The sequence below is a fragment of the Enterobacter sp. DTU_2021_1002640_1_SI_PRY_ASU_LCPMC_013 genome, assembly GCF_032389435.1.
Classification (GTDB): Bacteria; Pseudomonadota; Gammaproteobacteria; order Enterobacterales; family Enterobacteriaceae; genus Enterobacter; species Enterobacter hormaechei_C.
Genome location: NZ_CP135594.1, coordinates 3,799,540 through 3,816,018, shown reverse-complemented (window position 1 = coordinate 3,816,018; position 16,479 = coordinate 3,799,540). Strand labels below are relative to the sequence as shown.

Below are 16,479 nucleotides of genomic sequence, written 5' to 3'. Positions count from 1 at the left end.
TGACTGTCATATATCAAGTTGCGTGCCAACTTTTTAACTTATTGAAAATAATGTGTTTTCGTTTCGATGCTCTTTAGTGGGTAGTCATTTTGACTATCTTAAAAGTTGTCAATATGACACTATGTATTGTCAAAATGACAGTGAGGCAGAGATGAGCTTTTCCGTAGATGTGCTGGCGAAGATCGCCATAGAACTGCAAACCGGTATTGGTCATCAGGACCGCTTTCAGCGGCTGATCTCCACGTTGCGCCACGTGCTGGATTGCGATGCGTCGGCGCTGCTGCGTTACGAAGGGCGGCAGTTTATTCCGCTGGCTATCGACGGTCTGGCGAAGGACGTACTCGGGCGGCGCTTTACCCTTGAGGGCCACCCGCGTCTGGAAACCATCGCCCGCGCGGGTGACGTGGTGCGTTTCCCGGCAGACAGCGATCTGCCCGATCCTTACGACGGCCTGATCCCCGGACAGGAGAGCCTGAAGGTGCACGCCTGTATCGGCCTGCCGCTGTTTGCCGGGCAGAACCTGATTGGCGCGTTAACCCTCGACGGCATGTCGCCTGATCAGTTCGATACCTTCAGCGACGAAGAGCTACGGCTGATTGCCGCGCTGGCGGCCGGGGCGCTGAACAACGCCCTGCTGATAGAACAGCTGGAGAGCCAGAATATTCTTCCGGGTAGCCCGACGGCGTTTGAGCAGGTGGCGCACACCGAAATGATCGGCCTTTCGCCGGGCATGGCGCAGCTCAAAAAAGAGATTGAGATTGTCGCCGCGTCTGATTTGAACGTGCTGATCTTCGGGGAGACCGGCACCGGTAAAGAGCTGGTGGCAAAAGCGATCCACGAAGCCTCGCCCCGTGCGGTGAATCCGCTGGTCTATCTCAACTGCGCGGCGTTGCCGGAAAGCGTGGCGGAAAGCGAGCTGTTCGGACACGTCAAAGGGGCCTTTACCGGGGCGATCAGCAACCGCAGCGGCAAGTTCGAAATGGCTGATAACGGCACGCTGTTCCTCGATGAAATTGGCGAACTCTCCCTTTCGCTCCAGGCCAAACTGCTGCGGGTGTTGCAGTATGGCGATATTCAACGCGTGGGAGACGATCGCAGCTTACGCGTGGATGTGCGCGTGCTGGCGGCGACGAACCGCGATCTGCGCGAAGAGGTGCTGGCGGGGAATTTCCGCGCCGATCTGTTCCACCGTCTGAGCGTGTTCCCGCTCACGGTGCCGCCGCTGCGCGAGCGGGGCGAGGATGTGGTTCTGCTGGCGGGCTTTTTCTGCGAACAGTGTCGGCTCAAAATGGGGCTTTCCCGCGTGGTGCTAAGTCCCGGCGCGAGGACGCACCTGCTGAGCTACGGCTGGCCGGGTAACGTGCGTGAGCTGGAACATGCGATCCACCGCGCGGTGGTGCTGGCGCGGGCAACGCGTTCGGGGGATGAAGTGGTTATTCATGCGCGCCATTTCGCGCTGCATGAGGAAACGATGCCGCCCGTGAAGCCGGTGATACCTGAGAGCGTGAACGAAAACCTGCGCGAGGCGACGGATGCGTTCCAGCGTCAGATGATCGCCCGCGCGCTGGAGCAGAATAACCGCAGCTGGGCGGCGTGCGCGCGGGCGCTGGAGATGGACGTCGCCAACCTTCACAGGCTGGCGAAACGTCTGGGGCTGAAGGGTTAAATAATCCCCGCCTGGTAGAAGTCTTGCAGGTTGATCGCGCCGCACAGCCTGCCGTGCTCGTCCACCACCGGCGCGGCGGTGATTTTGCGCTTCATCAGCACCTCTTTGGCTTCAATCGCGCGGCTGTCGGCATTCAGCGTCAGCCCGCCCTGGGTCATTGCTTCGGATACCCGCGCCTCCAGCTTGCCGCCGCCCACCAGCCAGCGGCGCAGGTCGCCGTCGGTGAAGACGCCCTTCACCTGGCGGTCATTGTCGCATACCGCAACCAGCCCCAGCCCGGTGCGGCTCAGCTCCAGCATGGCGTCCATCACGCTGGTGTCGAGTTTGACCTGAGGAATGGCATCGTCCGTGCGCATCAGGTGGTGAACTTTGTTGAGCAGACGAGCCCCAAGCGCGCCCGCAGGATGGGAGCGGGCGAAATCTTCCTCATTAAAACCGCGCGCCTGCATCACCGCCATCGCCAGGGCGTCGCCCATCATCAGCGTGTTGACGGTGCTGGAGGTCGGTGCCAGGTGCATCGGACAGGCTTCGCGCTCAACGGAAATATCCAGCGTTGCTTTCGCGGCCAGCGCCAGCGGCGAACGGGATTTGCCGGTCATCGCTAACAGGGCCACCGATTTTTCTTGCAGGCGAGGGATGATGAGATCCAGCTCTTTGGCTGAACCGGAGTAGGAGATAAACAGCATCACGTCGCGGCTTTCGATCATCCCCAGATCGCCGTGCAGCGCTTCGGCAGGATGCACGAAGAACGCCGGGGTGCCGGTGCTGGCAAGCGTCGCGGCAATCTTCTTGCCGATATGACCGGATTTACCGATACCCGCCACGATCACTTTGCCCTCGCAGTGGATAATGGTGTTGGCTGCACGAACAAAATCCTCACCCAGACGTTCCGGCAGGCGGCTGGCTTCCTGTAGCTCCAGCAGCAGGGTCTGACGGCCTGCGTTTAACAGAAAATCACTCATTTTTCTCTCCGGTTACGATCACGTCGATGCCCTTCGCTTCCAGCGCTTTTTTAAATGCCGGATCGATACCTGCGTCGGTAATCAGCTTATCGACGCTTTCAAGGCTACAGACAATGTTGGGGCTTTTACGGCCAAATTTCGACGAGTCCGCCATCAAAATCACTTCCCGCGCGGCGTTGCACATCGCTTTGCTGACGCTGAACACCTCGTTGAAGGTGGTCACGCCCGCGTTGAGGTCGATGCCGTCCGTGCCCATAAACAGCTTATCGAAGCTGAAGTGGTCGAAGGCATTCTCCGCCAGCTGCCCGTGAAACGACGCGGATTTTTTACGGAAGGTGCCGCCGGGCATCAGGATGGTCTGCTCGCTGTCGAACTCTGACAGGGCATTGACGATGTGCAGGCTGTTGGTCATCACGGTGATGTTATTAAAGCGGCTGAGCAGCGGGATCATCTGTAGGACGGTACTGCCTGCGTCGAGGATAATGGAATCGCCGTCCTGGATAAATTTGACGGCGGCTTCGGCAATCAGCGCTTTCTGGTGGGTATTGATCAGCGTTTTGTGGTCGATAGGCGGGTCGGTTTCGTCTTTATTGAGCACCACGCCGCCGTAGGTACGAATGACGGCGCCGGAGTTTTCGAGCAACACCAGGTCCTTGCGTATTGTCGTGCCGGTGGTGTCAAAGTAGTGGGCCAGATCCTCTACCGAGCACTTTCCCTGCTTTTGCAGATGCTCAAGTATGGCCGCCTGCCGCTGACGTGGTTTCATAGGCGCTTCGTTCCTTACGTTGCGAAATGATAATTCCGCAAGTTTATAACTTTCACAACGAAATTATCCATGTTTCAGATTGAGCGCTAATGATAGTGCATTCTGACAGAGTGAATCATGGGGGAAGATCACATCAGGTTGTAATTCATGCAGCGAAATGCCGTCGATCGCCTGGATTTTGGTCGGACGGGCAAACACCGTTACGCCGCGCATGATGAGGGAATCGCAAACCATATTGTTTTCATCCAGCGCAATAGCGACGACAACCCGCGGTTTAAAGCGTCCGCCGGAACGCCCGACGCCCACGCGGCCTTTCTGGCACAGGGCGTCAAAGGCACGGTTAAACTGATGGATTTGCCAGCCGCCAAACGCCATCTGGCAAAGCCAGGCGAGGGCGGCGACGGTGATGAGTGCGGTGACCATATCGGCTCCTTAACTGCCGGGTGGCGGCTGCGCCTTACCCGGCCTACGGGGATTGTAGCCCAGGTAAGCGCAGCGCCACCGGGGAATGAACTCAGAACATCACCTGCCCACCGGTGACGTTAATCGACTGCCCGGTGCAGTACGAGGCTTTCGGGCTGGCGTAAAACAGCAGCATGTTCAGCACGTCCTGATAATCGCACCCGCGCTTCAGCGGCACTTTGTCGATGTAGTACTGTTCGACGTCCTCCGCTTTGATGCCAAGTTTGGCGGCATACTGCGGCAGCAGGGACTGGAACATCGGGGATTTCAGCAGGTTACCTAGCATCAGCGCGTGCACGGTTATGCCGTATTCGGCCAGATCCAGCGCCAGAGACTGCGTCAGCCCGACGCCGCCAAACTTCGCCGCGCTGTAGCCGGAGTTGTGCTTGCTGCCCACTTTCCCCGATTTTGAGTTGATCTGAATGATGCGACCCTGAATACCGTCGCGGATCATCAGACGGGAAAATTCGCGGGCGCAGAGGAAATAGCCCACCAGATTCACCTGCAACGAGCGATCAAAATCCCCCAGTTCGAAATCGCTGATAAAGGCCGCTTTCGCAATCCCCGCGCTGTAGACCAGCAGATCGGTGCGACCAAAAATCTCATCCACGCCGCGGGCCAGCGCCATCACGCTCTGCTCGCTGGTGGCGTCGGCGCCAAATCCATACGCCATCCCTTCGCCAAATTCGGTGTTGATGGCGTCCGCTACGCGGGCGGCTTTCTCACTCTGAATATCCACGACCGCCACGCGGTAGCCCTCTGCGGCAAGCCCATGGCAGAGGAACTCGCCTAAGGTTTGTCCCCCACCAATGACAACGGCAACCTGACTCATGTGTCTCTCCTTTATTACGAAATAAATTTTAACGTGCAGCCTGGGGTGACAGCCTGCGGAACCGGCCCCTCAACGTGAACCGTGCCGGGATACTCCGCCCGCGGCTGGCCGTCGAAACGCAAGGTGATGTGCCCCAGCTCGCGCAGGTTTTGCTCGGCGACGTCACCGACGGCGGTTACGGCATAGCGCGCCTTGCCCAGCTCCAGCTGGCCACCGGCCTTCAGCTCGCCGTTTAACTCGCCGTGGCAGTGGATAAAGCAAAACTCTTCGATATCTGCCGGGGCGCCTTCGCGGAAGGTGATCAGCATCTGGTCGCTCAGCGCATCGGCCGCGCTCTGGCCGATGCGGGTAATGGTGGTCTGGTAAATCACGGTCATGGCAGGAACCTCTTATTGATAAATAAAGCCGGAGACAAACCAGGCAATTAGCACCGTTGGCGCGCCCGTCAGGAAGCGGCTCACCAGCACGGAGGGGACGCCCACGCGCACGGTCTCCTGGCGCGCTTCCGCCAGCGACAGCCCGACGGGGATGAAGTCGCACGCCGCCTGAGCGTTAATGGCAAACAGGGCGGGCAGGGCGAGGTGCGGGGGAATATTCCCCAGACCAATCTGCACGCCAATCAGCACGCCGATGACCTGGGCAATCACCGCGCCCGGGCCAAGAAACGGCGACAGCAGCGGGAAGGAGCAGATCAGCGCCAGCGTCACCAGGCCGAGCGGGTGGCTGGCGAGCGGGGCGAGGCCGTGGGCAATCCAGTCGCCGAGGCCGGAGGCCATGATGATGCCGATCAGCGCCGAGACGAACGCCATAAACGGCAGAATGGTTTTCAGCACCGTGTCGATGGTGTCGCGCCCGGACTGAAACAGAACCGCCACGGCGGACCCCATCCCCATCCCGACCTTCGCCAGCAGGCCGTCGCTCTGCTCGGTGATTTTTTTGCTGGTGTCGTAGTCGCGCGGGGCTGCTTTTTGCGGCGCGGGTGTGCCATTTACCAGCGTGATGTTGTCCTCCTTCACGCCCGAGACATAAATGTCCTCAAGGATGTACTGCGCCAGCGGGCCTGATTTGCCCGTGGAGTGAATATTCACCGTCGGAATGCGGCGCTTCGGGTAGATGCCGCAGCGCAGCGTGCCGCCGCAGTCGATTACCGCCACGCCGATTTCCGCTTCCGGCGGCTCACCCTCTTTGAAGCCGTCGACTGCTTCCCAGCCGGTCAGCTCGCGCAGCGTGTCGACGATCGCCGGGCGCGTGCCCGCGGTGATGTAGACGATCTTTTTGCCTTCGGTGGCGTCGAACTCCAGCGGGCCGCCCCAGCCGCCCGTGCCTTTCTCTATGCGGATCCGGTTCATACTGTGGCTCCCGAAAGCTGGACTTTCTCATCAAGCTGAATGCCCATTTTTTTCTCAAAAATGGCGGTAGTGAGGTCCGTTACCCAGCCGCGGAAGAAGTTGGTCACCAGGCCGACCAGCAGATAGCTCACCGCCAGCGGGCCGAGCGGCAGTCCCAGCGTAGTGAGACCGCTGGCAATCCCGAGGTAAACAAACAGCTCGCCGGGGTTAATGTGCGGGAACAGGCCGTTCATTGAATGGCAGCTGTAGGAGGCGGCGGCGTAATAACTCGGCTTGTACTTCTCTGGCATAAAGCGGCCGAGGCTTAAGGTCATCGGGTTGCAGAACACAAAGGTGCCGATGAAGGGCAGGATCAGGTAGCGGGACAGCGGATTGCCGGCACAGCGCTGGGCGAAGCGTTCAATACGCTGCTGGCCGATAAAGTCAATCAGGGCGTTCATGATCACCAGCAGGCTGATCAGCAGGGGCAGGATCCCGGTCACCATGCCGGTGAATACCTCGCCGCCTTTCTGAAACAGCCCGATGAACCACTCGGCGCCGTGGGTGATGGTTTCTATCATTCTTCTCTCCTGTAGGGCGTTTGTTTTTGTCTATCTGTGGCTAATAATAATCACTTTGAAAGGTTTTAAAGTGTTAATTAGATCTCACAATGAAAGAAAAATGTATTATTTTGAAAGTTTATTGGTGAGGTGAATAATTTTTGGTGGAAAAAAGCACGGATTTGCGTTGGGGAGGTGCGTACCGCTTCCTTGAGGAGTTGGGGATGCTTTACCATACTGGGTTCTTACCGAACTCGTTAAATGGATGCCACATGTTCAAGCGTCGTTATGCAGCGCTGTTGCCTGCGCTTATTCTCCTGTCCGCCTGTAGTAGCAAACCCAAGACCGAAGCCGCTCAGCCAACGGCGGGCGCGCCTTCCGGAGGATTCCTGCTGGAGCCGCAGCACAATATGATGCAGATGGGCGGCGACTTCGCGAATAACCCTGCGGCCGAACAGTTCATCGATAAAATGGTGAGCAAGCACGGTTTTGACCGCCAGCAGCTGCATGCCATTTTGTCTCAGGCGAAGCGTCTGGACTATGTGCTGCGCCTGATGGACAGGCAGGCGCCGACAGCCCAGGTGCCGACCGGGCCAAACGGCGCGTGGCTGCGCTATCGCAAACAGTTTATTACCCCGGACAACGTGCAGAATGGCGTGGTGTTCTGGAATCAGTATGAAGACGCCCTGAACCGTGCGTGGCAGGTCTATGGCGTGCCGCCGGAGATCATCGTCGGTATTATTGGGGTCGAGACCCGCTGGGGACGCATTATGGGTAAAACCCGCATCCTTGATGCGCTGGCGACGCTCTCCTTCAACTACCCGCGCCGCGCCGAGTATTTCTCTTCCGAGCTGGAAACCTTCCTGCTGATGGCGCGAGACGAACAGGACGATCCGCTCGATCTGAAAGGGTCGTTCGCCGGGGCAATGGGCTACGGCCAGTTTATGCCGTCCTCCTATAAGCAGTACGCGGTAGATTTTAACGGGGATGGTCACATCAACCTGTGGGATCCCGAAGACGCCATTGGCAGCGTGGCCAACTACTTCAAAGCGCATGGCTGGACGCCGGGCGGCCAGGTGGCGGTACAGGCGAACGGCGAAGCGTTTGGTCTGGAAAACGGATTTAAAACCAAATACAGCGTGGCGCAGCTGGCTGCGGCAGGCTTAACGCCGTCGCAGCCGCTGGGCAATGTTGACCAGGTGAGCCTGCTGCGCCTGGATGTCGGAACCGGTTATCAGTACTGGTTCGGGCTGCCGAACTTCTACACCATTACCCGCTACAACCACAGCACGCACTATGCGATGGCGGTGTGGCAGCTGGGGCTGGCGGTGTCTCAGGCGCGTGTGCCGGCGGCGTCACCGTTTAGTCAGTAAGTCACTTTATTCCCCCTCTCCCTGTGGGAGAGGGCTGGGGTGAGGGCACCCGCGCGCACCCTTCTTCCCGCAGAAACATTTCGCCACACTCCCATTTCACTCCCACCGTTTACATCTTAATCGACTTTCATTATTGTTATGTTATAACATTATTTTTGAATTGAGATTTCCATGTCCCTGTTTTCTCTCTCATCCCCGGTTCGGCTGCTGCTGGCGCTGGTGCTCATTCTGTTTCTCGGCCTGGCCGTGCGCTGGGCGGTGGCGTTGCCATGATCGTGATGAACGACCTGGTGGCGGGTTACGATCGCCAGCCCGTTACGCGCGCGCTGTCCGGCGTGATTGAACGCGGGAGCATGACCGCTATCGTCGGGGCCAACGGCTGCGGCAAATCCACGCTGCTGAAAACGCTCGCCGGCTTTATTCCGCCCGTCAGCGGTACGTTTCGCTGGCAGGGGAGACGTCCGGTGGTGGGCTGGCTGGCGCAGCGTCACGCGCTGGAGGCGCAATTTCCTCTGACCGTGCAGGACGTGGTGAGTATGGGCTGCTGGCCAGCAATCTCACTGTTTGCCGGTTTTCGTCGGGATACCCGCATGCGCATTGCTGGCGCGCTGGAGCGCGTGGGGCTGGAGTCCATGGCGTTCTCTACCATAGATGAACTTTCCGGCGGCCAGTTTCAGCGCATGCTGTTTGCCCGCGTTTTGGTGCAGCAGGCGCCGCTGGTGATGCTGGATGAGCCTTTCACCGGCGTCGATGAAGCGACCTGCAACGTGCTGATGGATCTGATGCTGGAGATGTATATGCAGGGGCAGACCCTGCTGGCGGTACTGCACGACAGCGAACGCGTCTCGCGCCACTTCCCACAAACGCTGCGGCTGGATGCTGATACGCCGCACTGGAAAACCGAGCGGGTGAGGGTGGCATGATCTGGCATCTCTTCTTCCAGCCGTTTATTGAGTACGGCTTTATGCGGCGCGCGCTGGTGGTTTGCCTGGCGCTCTCCGTCAGCACCACTGCGCTGGGCGTATTTCTTCAGCTGCGTCGGATGAGCCTGATGGGGGACGCCCTTTCTCACGCCATTTTGCCGGGTGTCGCGGTGGGCTATCTGCTCAGCGGGATGTCGCTGCTGGCAATGACTGTCGGCGGGTTTATTGCCGGGATCGCCGTTGCGCTGGTGGCCGGGCTGGTCAGCCGCCGCACGCCGCTTAAAGAGGATGCCAGCTTCGCGGGGTTTTACCTGGGCTCGCTGGCGCTGGGCGTCACGCTGGTGTCGCTGCGCGGTTCAAATGTCGATCTGCTTCATCTTCTGTTTGGCTCCATTCTCGCCGTGGATAGCGCGTCAGCCCTGTTCGTGACGGGCGTTTGCATGTTCACGCTCCTCACGCTGGCGATTTTTTATCGGGGGCTGGTCAGCGAAGCGTTTGATACCGCGTGGTTGCAGGTGAACGCGCGCTGGCTGCCCGGGATGTTACACGGTCTGTTTCTGGCGCTGCTGGTGCTCAACCTGGTAGCCGGTTTTCAGGTGCTCGGCACGCTGATGGCCGTCGGGCTGATGATGTTACCCGCCGTGGCGGCACGCTGCTGGGTGCGCACATTGCCAGGGTTACTTTTGATGGCGGGTATCAGCGGTATTTTTTGCGCGTGGCTGGGCTTAAGCCTTTCCTGGGCAGTGAGTCTGCCCGCCGGGCCCTCCATTGTGCTGACTGCCAGCGCATTGTTCTTTATTTCAGTTTTATTTGGCACGCGCAGCAGGCTGGCGGATAGCCTGCGGGCGCTTTTTTAACGCAAGGGGAAACGATGAAACGTACAGGGTTAGCCGTGGCGCTCGCGCTCGGCATGATGACGCACGGCGTAATGGCGAAAACGCTTAATGTGGTGACCAGCTTTTCCATCCTGGGAGACATCACGCAGCAGGTTGGCGGCGATCGTGTAAAGGTGACGACGCTGGTGGGGCCGGACGGTGATCCCCATACTTTCGAACCCTCGCCCAAAGACAGCGCGGCGCTGAGTAAAGCTGACGTGGTGGTGGTCAATGGGCTGGGGCTGGAGGGTTGGCTCGACCGTCTGGTGAAAGCCTCCGGATTCAAAGGCCAACTGGTGGTTGCTTCGGACGGCGTGAAAACGCTCACGCTGGAAGAGGACGGTAAAACCGTGACCGATCCGCACGCGTGGAACAGCGCGGCGAACGGCGCGCTGTATGCGCAAAATATTCTCTCAGGGCTGGTGAAGGCCGATCCTGAAGATACGGCGGCGCTTGAAGCTACCGGTAAACCCTATATTGCGCAGCTCTCTCAGCTGGACGGTTGGGCTAAAAAGCGTTTCAGCGACATCCCACAGGCGAAGCGCAAAGTGCTGACCAGCCACGACGCCTTCGGCTATTTCAGCCGCGCCTACGGCGTGACGTTTATGGCGCCGCAGGGGCTGTCGTCTGAGAGTGAAGCCAGCGCGGCGCAGGTAGCGGAGATCATCAATCAGATTAAAGCTGACGGCGTGAAAACCTGGTTTATGGAAAACCAGCTTGACCCTCGCCTGGTGAAGCAGATTGCGACCGCCACGGGCGCCCAGCCGGGTGGTGAACTTTACCCGGAAGCGCTGTCCGCGAAGGGCGGCGTGGCGGAGACCTACGTCAAGGCGTTTCGCCACAATGTGGACACCCTCGCTAACAGCATGAAATAAGCGTCTCTCTGGCCGGTGCGCCCGCATCGGCTTTTTTCTGAAGCCCCCTCGTAAAACCCGACGCGCATCCCCATATTTGATGAGAAAGTGCTATCTTGTGCTGCATGTTTTTCTAAGGCCTGGAGCGAGAATGACTGACCATGAATTGATGCAGCTAAGCGAAGTGGTGGGGCTGGCGCTGAAACAGCGCGGCGCGACTCTCACGACCGCAGAATCCTGCACCGGCGGCTGGGTGGCGAAAGCAATTACCGATATTGCTGGCAGTTCCGCCTGGTTTGAACGCGGCTTTGTGACCTACAGTAACGAGGCTAAAGCGCAGATGATTGGCGTGCGTGAAGCCACGCTTGAGCAGCATGGCGCGGTCAGCGAGCCGGTGGTGATCGAGATGGCGATTGGCGCGCTGAAAGAGGCGCGCGCAGATTACGCTATCTCCATCAGCGGTATCGCGGGGCCGGACGGCGGCAGCGACGTGAAGCCTGTCGGCACCGTCTGGTTTGGCTTTGCCACCTCAAAAGGTGAAGGGATCACCCGCCGGGAATGCTTCAGCGGCGACCGCGAAAGCGTGCGTCGTCAGGCAACGGAATACGCGTTAAAAACGCTCTGGCAACAATTTCTACAAAATACTTGATACTGTATGACTATACAGTATAATTGCCTCAACAGAACAGAAGTCCATGGTGAAGCGCAGTTGCTTCTCCCGGCATGACAGGAGTAATAATGGCTATCGACGAAAACAAACAGAAAGCGTTGGCGGCAGCACTGGGCCAGATCGAAAAGCAATTCGGTAAAGGCTCCATCATGCGCCTGGGTGAAGACCGTTCCATGGATGTGGAAACTATCTCCACTGGTTCGCTTTCTCTTGATATCGCACTGGGCGCTGGCGGTTTGCCGATGGGCCGTATCGTAGAAATCTACGGTCCGGAATCCTCGGGTAAAACTACCCTGACGTTGCAGGTTGTTGCGGCGGCACAGCGCGAAGGTAAAACCTGTGCGTTTATCGATGCCGAGCACGCGCTGGACCCGGTCTATGCCCGTAAACTGGGCGTTGATATCGACAACCTGCTGTGCTCCCAGCCGGACACCGGCGAGCAGGCACTGGAAATTTGTGACGCGCTGGCGCGCTCAGGCGCGGTTGACGTGATCATCGTCGACTCCGTTGCGGCGCTGACGCCAAAAGCGGAAATTGAAGGTGAAATCGGTGACTCTCACATGGGCCTCGCGGCACGTATGATGAGCCAGGCGATGCGTAAGCTGGCGGGTAACCTCAAGCAGTCCAATACGCTGCTGATCTTCATCAACCAGATCCGTATGAAAATTGGTGTAATGTTCGGTAACCCGGAAACCACCACCGGCGGTAACGCTCTGAAATTCTACGCTTCTGTCCGTCTGGATATCCGCCGTATCGGTGCGGTGAAAGAGGGGGATAACGTAGTCGGTAGCGAAACCCGCGTGAAGGTTGTGAAGAACAAAATCGCAGCACCGTTCAAACAGGCTGAGTTCCAGATCCTCTACGGCGAAGGTATCAACTTCCTCGGCGAGCTGGTTGACCTGGGCGTGAAAGAGAAGCTGATTGAAAAAGCGGGCGCATGGTACAGCTACAACGGTGACAAGATTGGTCAGGGTAAAGCGAATGCTATCTCCTGGCTGAAAGAGAACCCGGCGGCGGCGAAAGAGATTGAGAAGAAGGTGCGTGAACTCCTGCTGAACAACCAGGACTCTAAACCTGATTTCGTGGTCGACGGCGCGGATGCTGAAGAAACCAACGAAGACTTTTAATCCTCTCGGATAAAAATGAAGGGCTGCTGATGCGGCCCTTTTTGCATTTCTGAATCGACAGGTTTTTTATGAGTGAACCGACATCACGCCGACCAGCCTACTCACGCTTGCTGGATCGGGCCGTGCGTATTCTTGCCGTGCGTGACCATAGCGAACAGGAGCTGCGGCGGAAACTGTCAGCGCCCGTCATGAGCAAAAACGGTCCGGAAGACATTGATGCCACCGCGGAAGATTATGACCGCGTGGTTGCCTGGTGCTACGAGCATCACTATCTGGATGACGGCCGTTTTGCCGCTCGCTTTCTTGCCAGCCGTGGTCGTAAAGGCTATGGGCCAGCGCGTATCCGCCAGGAGCTGAACCAGAAAGGGGTAGCCCGTGAATCGATTGAAAAAGCCATGCGCGAAAGTGAAATTGACTGGTGCGAACTGGCGCGTGAGCAGGCGGTACGAAAGTACGGTGAGCCGCTGCCGCGTGAATTTTCAGAAAAAGTTAAAATCCAGCGCTTTTTGCTCTACCGCGGCTTCCTGATGGAAGATATTCAGGATATCTGGCGTAATTTTACCGATTGAACGCATGCGGGATTTTACTTCCCACTAAAGAAAACTTATCTTATTCCCACTTTTTCCAGTAGCTGGTCCGTCCAACTGTTTACAGATACAGATCTGCTGCGACATTTCGTTAGCTTGATTTCAGGATAATTATGAGCAAGAGCACCGCTGAGATCCGTCAGGCGTTTCTCGATTTTTTCCATAGTAAGGGACACCAGGTTGTTGCCAGCAGCTCCCTGGTACCGAACAATGACCCGACTCTGCTGTTTACCAACGCCGGGATGAACCAGTTCAAGGATGTGTTCCTTGGTCTCGACAAGCGTAATTATTCCCGCGCCACAACCTCACAGCGTTGCGTGCGTGCGGGCGGTAAACACAACGATCTGGAAAACGTCGGTTACACCGCGCGCCACCACACCTTCTTCGAAATGCTGGGTAACTTCAGCTTCGGCGACTATTTCAAACACGACGCCATTCAATACGCGTGGGAACTGCTGACCGGTGAAAACTGGTTCAATCTGCCGAAAGAGCGTCTGTGGGTGACCGTGTATGAGACCGATGACGAAGCGTTCGACATCTGGGAAAAAGAAGTGGGTATCCCGCGCGAACGTATCATCCGTATCGGTGACAACAAAGGCGCGCCTTACGCGTCTGATAACTTCTGGCAGATGGGCGACACCGGCCCTTGCGGTCCGTGCACCGAGATCTTCTACGATCATGGCGACCACATCTGGGGTGGCCCTCCGGGAAGCGCGGAAGAAGATGGCGATCGCTACATTGAGATCTGGAACATCGTCTTCATGCAGTTCAACCGTCAGGCCGACGGCACCATGGAGCCGCTGCCAAAACCGTCCGTAGATACCGGTATGGGCCTTGAGCGTATCGCGGCCGTTCTGCAACACGTTAACTCCAACTATGAGATTGACCTGTTCAGCACCCTGATCAAAGCCGTTGCTGAGGTAACGGGCGCAACCGATCTGAGCAACAAATCACTGCGCGTTATCGCAGACCATATTCGTTCCTGTGCGTTCCTGATTGCTGACGGCGTTACCCCGTCGAATGAAAACCGTGGCTATGTGCTGCGTCGTATCATTCGTCGTGCGATCCGCCATGGCAACATGCTGGGCGCGAAGGACACCTTCTTCTATAAACTCGTTGGGCCACTGATTGGCGTAATGGGCTCTGCCGGCGATGAGCTGAAACGCCAGCAGGCGCAGGTTGAACAGGTTCTGAAAACCGAAGAAGAGCAGTTTGCCCGTACGCTGGAACGCGGTCTGGCGCTGCTGGACGACGAGCTGGCGAAACTCAAGGGCGACACGCTGGATGGCGAAACCGCTTTCCGCCTGTACGACACCTACGGCTTCCCGGTTGACCTGACGGCTGACGTTTGCCGCGAGCGCAACATCAAAGTTGACGAAGCAGGCTTTGAAGCCGCAATGGAAGAGCAGCGTCGTCGTGCGCGTGAATCCAGCGGTTTTGGCGCGGACTACAACGCGATGATCCGCGTTGATAGCGCGTCTGAATTTAAAGGCTACGAAGAGCTGGCCCTGACCAGCAACGTGACCGCGCTGTTTGTTGACGGTAAAGCCGTAGACAGCATTAGCGCGGGCCAGGAAGCGGTTGTTATCCTGGATAAAACGCCGTTCTATGCGGAATCGGGCGGCCAGGTTGGCGATAAAGGCGAACTGAAAGGCAATGGCTTCAGCTTCAGCGTAAGCGATACCCAGAAATACGGTCAGGCAATTGGTCACCAGGGCAAACTGGTTTCCGGCTCTCTGAAAGTGGGCGAGGGCGTTCAGGCCAACGTTGACGAAGCTCGCCGCGCGCGCATTCGTCTGAACCACTCGGCAACCCACCTGATGCACGCAGCCCTGCGCGAAGTGCTGGGTACGCACGTTGCACAGAAAGGTTCTCTGGTTAATGACAAAGTGCTGCGTTTCGACTTCTCGCATTTTGAAGCGATGAAGCCGTCTGAAATTCGTGCGGTGGAAGACCTGGTGAATGCCCAGATCCGCCGTAACCTGCCAATCGAAACCCACATCATGGATCTCGAGGCAGCGAAGAAGAAAGGTGCGATGGCGCTGTTTGGCGAGAAATATGACGACCGCGTTCGCGTGCTGAGCATGGGCGACTTCTCTACCGAACTGTGTGGCGGTACTCACGCATCCCGCACCGGTGACATCGGCTTGTTCCGCATCGTTTCCGAGTCGGGGACGGCGGCAGGCGTGCGTCGTATTGAGGCGGTGACCGGGGAAGGCGCGATTGCCAGCCTGCATGCGCAGAGCGACCAGCTGCACGAGATCGCGCAGCTGCTGAAAGGCGATAGTCAGAACCTGGGCGAAAAAGTGCGTGTCGCGCTGGATCGTACCCGTCAGCTGGAAAAAGAACTTCAGCAGCTGAAAGAACAGGCTGCGGCGCAGGAGAGCGCAAACCTCTCCAGCAAAGCGGTAGACATTAAGGGCGTCAAACTGCTGGTCAGCGATCTGGCGGGCGTTGAGCCTAAGATGCTGCGTACCATGGTCGACGATCTGAAGAACCAGCTTGGTTCGACGGTTATCGTGCTGGCAACGGTCGCAGAGGGTAAGGTTTCTCTGATTGCGGGCGTCTCTAAGGATGTGACGGATCGTGTTAAAGCAGGGGAACTGATTGGCATGGTCGCCCAGCAGGTGGGTGGCAAAGGTGGCGGTCGTCCGGACATGGCGCAAGCCGGTGGTACGGATGCGGCGGCACTTCCCGCAGCATTAGCCAGCGTTGAAAGCTGGGTAAGCGCGAAACTGTAATAACTACAAAGCACAAGCAGACGCCATAGCGGTAACGTTATGGCGTCTTGCTCACTGCGCTATCGATAACGATAAAGTCAGGTTGAGTTTGTGTATATCGGCTAAACTTACGTTTAACAGAATGTGATGCCGTGACTGCTTACACTTTACGTGTTTGTCATCGCTTACTTTTTGGCGTTATATGATGGATAATGCCGGGATACAAGAGACCCGACTCTTTTAATCTTTCAAGGAGCAAAGAATGCTGATTCTGACTCGTCGAGTTGGTGAGACCCTCATGATTGGGGATGAGGTCACCGTGACAGTTTTAGGGGTAAAGGGTAACCAGGTACGTATTGGTGTTAACGCTCCTAAAGAAGTATCTGTCCACCGTGAAGAGATCTACCAGCGTATCCAGGCTGAAAAATCCCAGCAGTCCAGTTACTGATATTGTCGCGTCTCGCTGTCGGGCGGGACGCAACCCTCCTGCTATTTTTCCTGCATAAAGTTACCGTTCTATTTCAAACGCTTCGTTTTTGACCACTCTCATAATCTTATCTCATCCAAAAGACGCGCTTCTCTCAACACAATTCTGTGAAGATGCCTGCAAAATCCGCTTATAAAACACTCTCTTTGCGGCTTTTACATGCGAATTGGGTGCGAATTGTGCAAACGAAAAAAGCATGTGGAAAATTGTTTGACTTATAAGTCCCAGAAAGTAATATATGCGCCACGCAGCGACGAGAAGCTCTTAACGAGTTGCTCGAAGCACTC

17 protein-coding genes are annotated in these 16,479 nt (G+C 57.3%); 10 read left to right on the top strand and 7 right to left on the bottom strand.

Annotated features, from left to right (window positions below; all coding sequences use genetic code 11):
• Window positions 1-151 precede the first annotated feature (151 nt).
• Window positions 152-1,666, top strand: coding sequence for a nitric oxide reductase transcriptional regulator NorR (gene norR, locus RS584_RS18220; RefSeq protein ID WP_017382788.1), 1,515 nt, complete (start codon window positions 152-154; stop codon window positions 1,664-1,666).
• Here norR and gutQ read toward each other — a convergent pair.
• From gutQ to srlA, 7 genes are all read right to left on the bottom strand, one after another.
• Window positions 1,663-2,628: an arabinose-5-phosphate isomerase GutQ gene (gene gutQ, locus RS584_RS18215; RefSeq protein WP_015571677.1), complete on the bottom strand. Its 966-nt coding sequence runs from the start codon at window positions 2,626-2,628 to the stop codon at window positions 1,663-1,665. The genes norR and gutQ overlap by 4 nt on opposite strands.
• Window positions 2,621-3,394, bottom strand: coding sequence for a DNA-binding transcriptional repressor (locus RS584_RS18210; RefSeq protein ID WP_045907400.1), 774 nt, complete (start codon window positions 3,392-3,394; stop codon window positions 2,621-2,623). Before RS584_RS18210 ends, gutQ begins: the two co-directional genes overlap by 8 nt.
• 63 nt (window positions 3,395-3,457) lie before the next feature.
• Window positions 3,458-3,817 (bottom strand): transcriptional regulator GutM, encoded by a 360-nt coding sequence (gutM, locus tag RS584_RS18205; RefSeq protein WP_032654767.1) that lies wholly within the window; start codon window positions 3,815-3,817, stop codon window positions 3,458-3,460.
• Window positions 3,818-3,908: 91 nt separating this feature from the next.
• A complete protein-coding gene (gene srlD, locus RS584_RS18200; protein ID WP_017382786.1) occupies window positions 3,909-4,688 on the bottom strand; it encodes a sorbitol-6-phosphate dehydrogenase in 780 nt (259 codons plus the stop codon).
• Between the two features lie 14 nt (window positions 4,689-4,702).
• On the bottom strand, window positions 4,703-5,065 hold the full coding sequence (gene srlB / locus RS584_RS18195) for a PTS glucitol/sorbitol transporter subunit IIA (protein WP_017692786.1): 363 nt from the start codon (window positions 5,063-5,065) through the stop codon (window positions 4,703-4,705).
• 12 nt (window positions 5,066-5,077) lie between these two features.
• A complete protein-coding gene (locus RS584_RS18190; RefSeq protein ID WP_045141877.1) occupies window positions 5,078-6,037 on the bottom strand; it encodes a PTS glucitol/sorbitol transporter subunit IIB in 960 nt (319 codons plus the stop codon).
• Complete coding sequence (gene srlA, locus RS584_RS18185) at window positions 6,034-6,597, bottom strand: PTS glucitol/sorbitol transporter subunit IIC (protein ID WP_315748416.1); 564 nt, start codon at window positions 6,595-6,597, stop codon at window positions 6,034-6,036. Before srlA ends, RS584_RS18190 begins: the two co-directional genes overlap by 4 nt.
• Window positions 6,598-6,848: 251 nt before the next feature.
• Between srlA and mltB the strand changes: the two genes are divergently transcribed.
• From mltB to csrA, 9 genes are all read left to right on the top strand, one after another.
• Window positions 6,849-7,949: a lytic murein transglycosylase B gene (gene mltB, locus RS584_RS18180; protein WP_015571672.1), complete on the top strand. Its 1,101-nt coding sequence runs from the start codon at window positions 6,849-6,851 to the stop codon at window positions 7,947-7,949.
• A gap of 269 nt (window positions 7,950-8,218) precedes the next feature.
• Window positions 8,219-8,872, top strand: coding sequence for a metal ABC transporter ATP-binding protein (locus tag RS584_RS18175; protein ID WP_017382783.1), 654 nt, complete (start codon window positions 8,219-8,221; stop codon window positions 8,870-8,872).
• Window positions 8,869-9,729, top strand: coding sequence for a metal ABC transporter permease (locus RS584_RS18170; protein ID WP_015571669.1), 861 nt, complete (start codon window positions 8,869-8,871; stop codon window positions 9,727-9,729). Before RS584_RS18175 ends, RS584_RS18170 begins: the two co-directional genes overlap by 4 nt.
• A 14-nt stretch (window positions 9,730-9,743) precedes the next feature.
• Window positions 9,744-10,622 carry a metal ABC transporter substrate-binding protein gene (locus RS584_RS18165; protein ID WP_315748415.1) on the top strand — a complete coding sequence of 293 codons (879 nt, stop codon included), beginning with the start codon at window positions 9,744-9,746 and terminating at the stop codon, window positions 10,620-10,622.
• A 130-nt stretch (window positions 10,623-10,752) separates the two neighbouring features.
• Window positions 10,753-11,250 carry a nicotinamide-nucleotide amidase gene (pncC, locus tag RS584_RS18160; RefSeq protein WP_003862172.1) on the top strand — a complete coding sequence of 166 codons (498 nt, stop codon included), beginning with the start codon at window positions 10,753-10,755 and terminating at the stop codon, window positions 11,248-11,250.
• 89 nt (window positions 11,251-11,339) lie between these two features.
• A complete protein-coding gene (recA, locus tag RS584_RS18155; protein WP_015571667.1) occupies window positions 11,340-12,398 on the top strand; it encodes a recombinase RecA in 1,059 nt (352 codons plus the stop codon).
• A 68-nt stretch (window positions 12,399-12,466) separates the two neighbouring features.
• Entirely contained in the window at window positions 12,467-12,967 is a 501-nt protein-coding gene (recX, locus tag RS584_RS18150; protein ID WP_017382782.1) for a recombination regulator RecX, read from the top strand.
• 131 nt (window positions 12,968-13,098) lie between these two features.
• Window positions 13,099-15,726 carry an alanine--tRNA ligase gene (gene alaS / locus RS584_RS18145; protein WP_047365802.1) on the top strand — a complete coding sequence of 876 codons (2,628 nt, stop codon included), beginning with the start codon at window positions 13,099-13,101 and terminating at the stop codon, window positions 15,724-15,726.
• Between the two features lie 241 nt (window positions 15,727-15,967).
• Entirely contained in the window at window positions 15,968-16,153 is a 186-nt protein-coding gene (gene csrA / locus RS584_RS18140; RefSeq protein ID WP_000906486.1) for a carbon storage regulator CsrA, read from the top strand.
• The last annotated feature ends 326 nt before the right edge of the window (window positions 16,154-16,479 follow it).

Bases quoted from the DNA above. Each gene is read 5' to 3' on its own strand.
- norR (WP_017382788.1), top strand. From the start codon at position 152: ATGAGCTTTTCCGTAGATGTGCTGGCGAAGATCGCCATAGAACTGCAA.
- gutQ (WP_015571677.1), bottom strand. From the start codon at position 2,628: ATGAGTGATTTTCTGTTAAACGCAGGCCGTCAGACCCTGCTGCTGGAG.
- RS584_RS18210 (WP_045907400.1), bottom strand. From the start codon at position 3,394: ATGAAACCACGTCAGCGGCAGGCGGCCATACTTGAGCATCTGCAAAAG.
- gutM (WP_032654767.1), bottom strand. From the start codon at position 3,817: ATGGTCACCGCACTCATCACCGTCGCCGCCCTCGCCTGGCTTTGCCAG.
- srlD (WP_017382786.1), bottom strand. From the start codon at position 4,688: ATGAGTCAGGTTGCCGTTGTCATTGGTGGGGGACAAACCTTAGGCGAG.
- srlB (WP_017692786.1), bottom strand. From the start codon at position 5,065: ATGACCGTGATTTACCAGACCACCATTACCCGCATCGGCCAGAGCGCG.
- RS584_RS18190 (WP_045141877.1), bottom strand. From the start codon at position 6,037: ATGAACCGGATCCGCATAGAGAAAGGCACGGGCGGCTGGGGCGGCCCG.
- srlA (WP_315748416.1), bottom strand. From the start codon at position 6,597: ATGATAGAAACCATCACCCACGGCGCCGAGTGGTTCATCGGGCTGTTT.
- mltB (WP_015571672.1), top strand. From the start codon at position 6,849: ATGTTCAAGCGTCGTTATGCAGCGCTGTTGCCTGCGCTTATTCTCCTG.
- RS584_RS18175 (WP_017382783.1), top strand. From the start codon at position 8,219: ATGATCGTGATGAACGACCTGGTGGCGGGTTACGATCGCCAGCCCGTT.
- RS584_RS18170 (WP_015571669.1), top strand. From the start codon at position 8,869: ATGATCTGGCATCTCTTCTTCCAGCCGTTTATTGAGTACGGCTTTATG.
- RS584_RS18165 (WP_315748415.1), top strand. From the start codon at position 9,744: ATGAAACGTACAGGGTTAGCCGTGGCGCTCGCGCTCGGCATGATGACG.
- pncC (WP_003862172.1), top strand. From the start codon at position 10,753: ATGACTGACCATGAATTGATGCAGCTAAGCGAAGTGGTGGGGCTGGCG.
- recA (WP_015571667.1), top strand. From the start codon at position 11,340: ATGGCTATCGACGAAAACAAACAGAAAGCGTTGGCGGCAGCACTGGGC.
- recX (WP_017382782.1), top strand. From the start codon at position 12,467: ATGAGTGAACCGACATCACGCCGACCAGCCTACTCACGCTTGCTGGAT.
- alaS (WP_047365802.1), top strand. From the start codon at position 13,099: ATGAGCAAGAGCACCGCTGAGATCCGTCAGGCGTTTCTCGATTTTTTC.
- csrA (WP_000906486.1), top strand. From the start codon at position 15,968: ATGCTGATTCTGACTCGTCGAGTTGGTGAGACCCTCATGATTGGGGAT.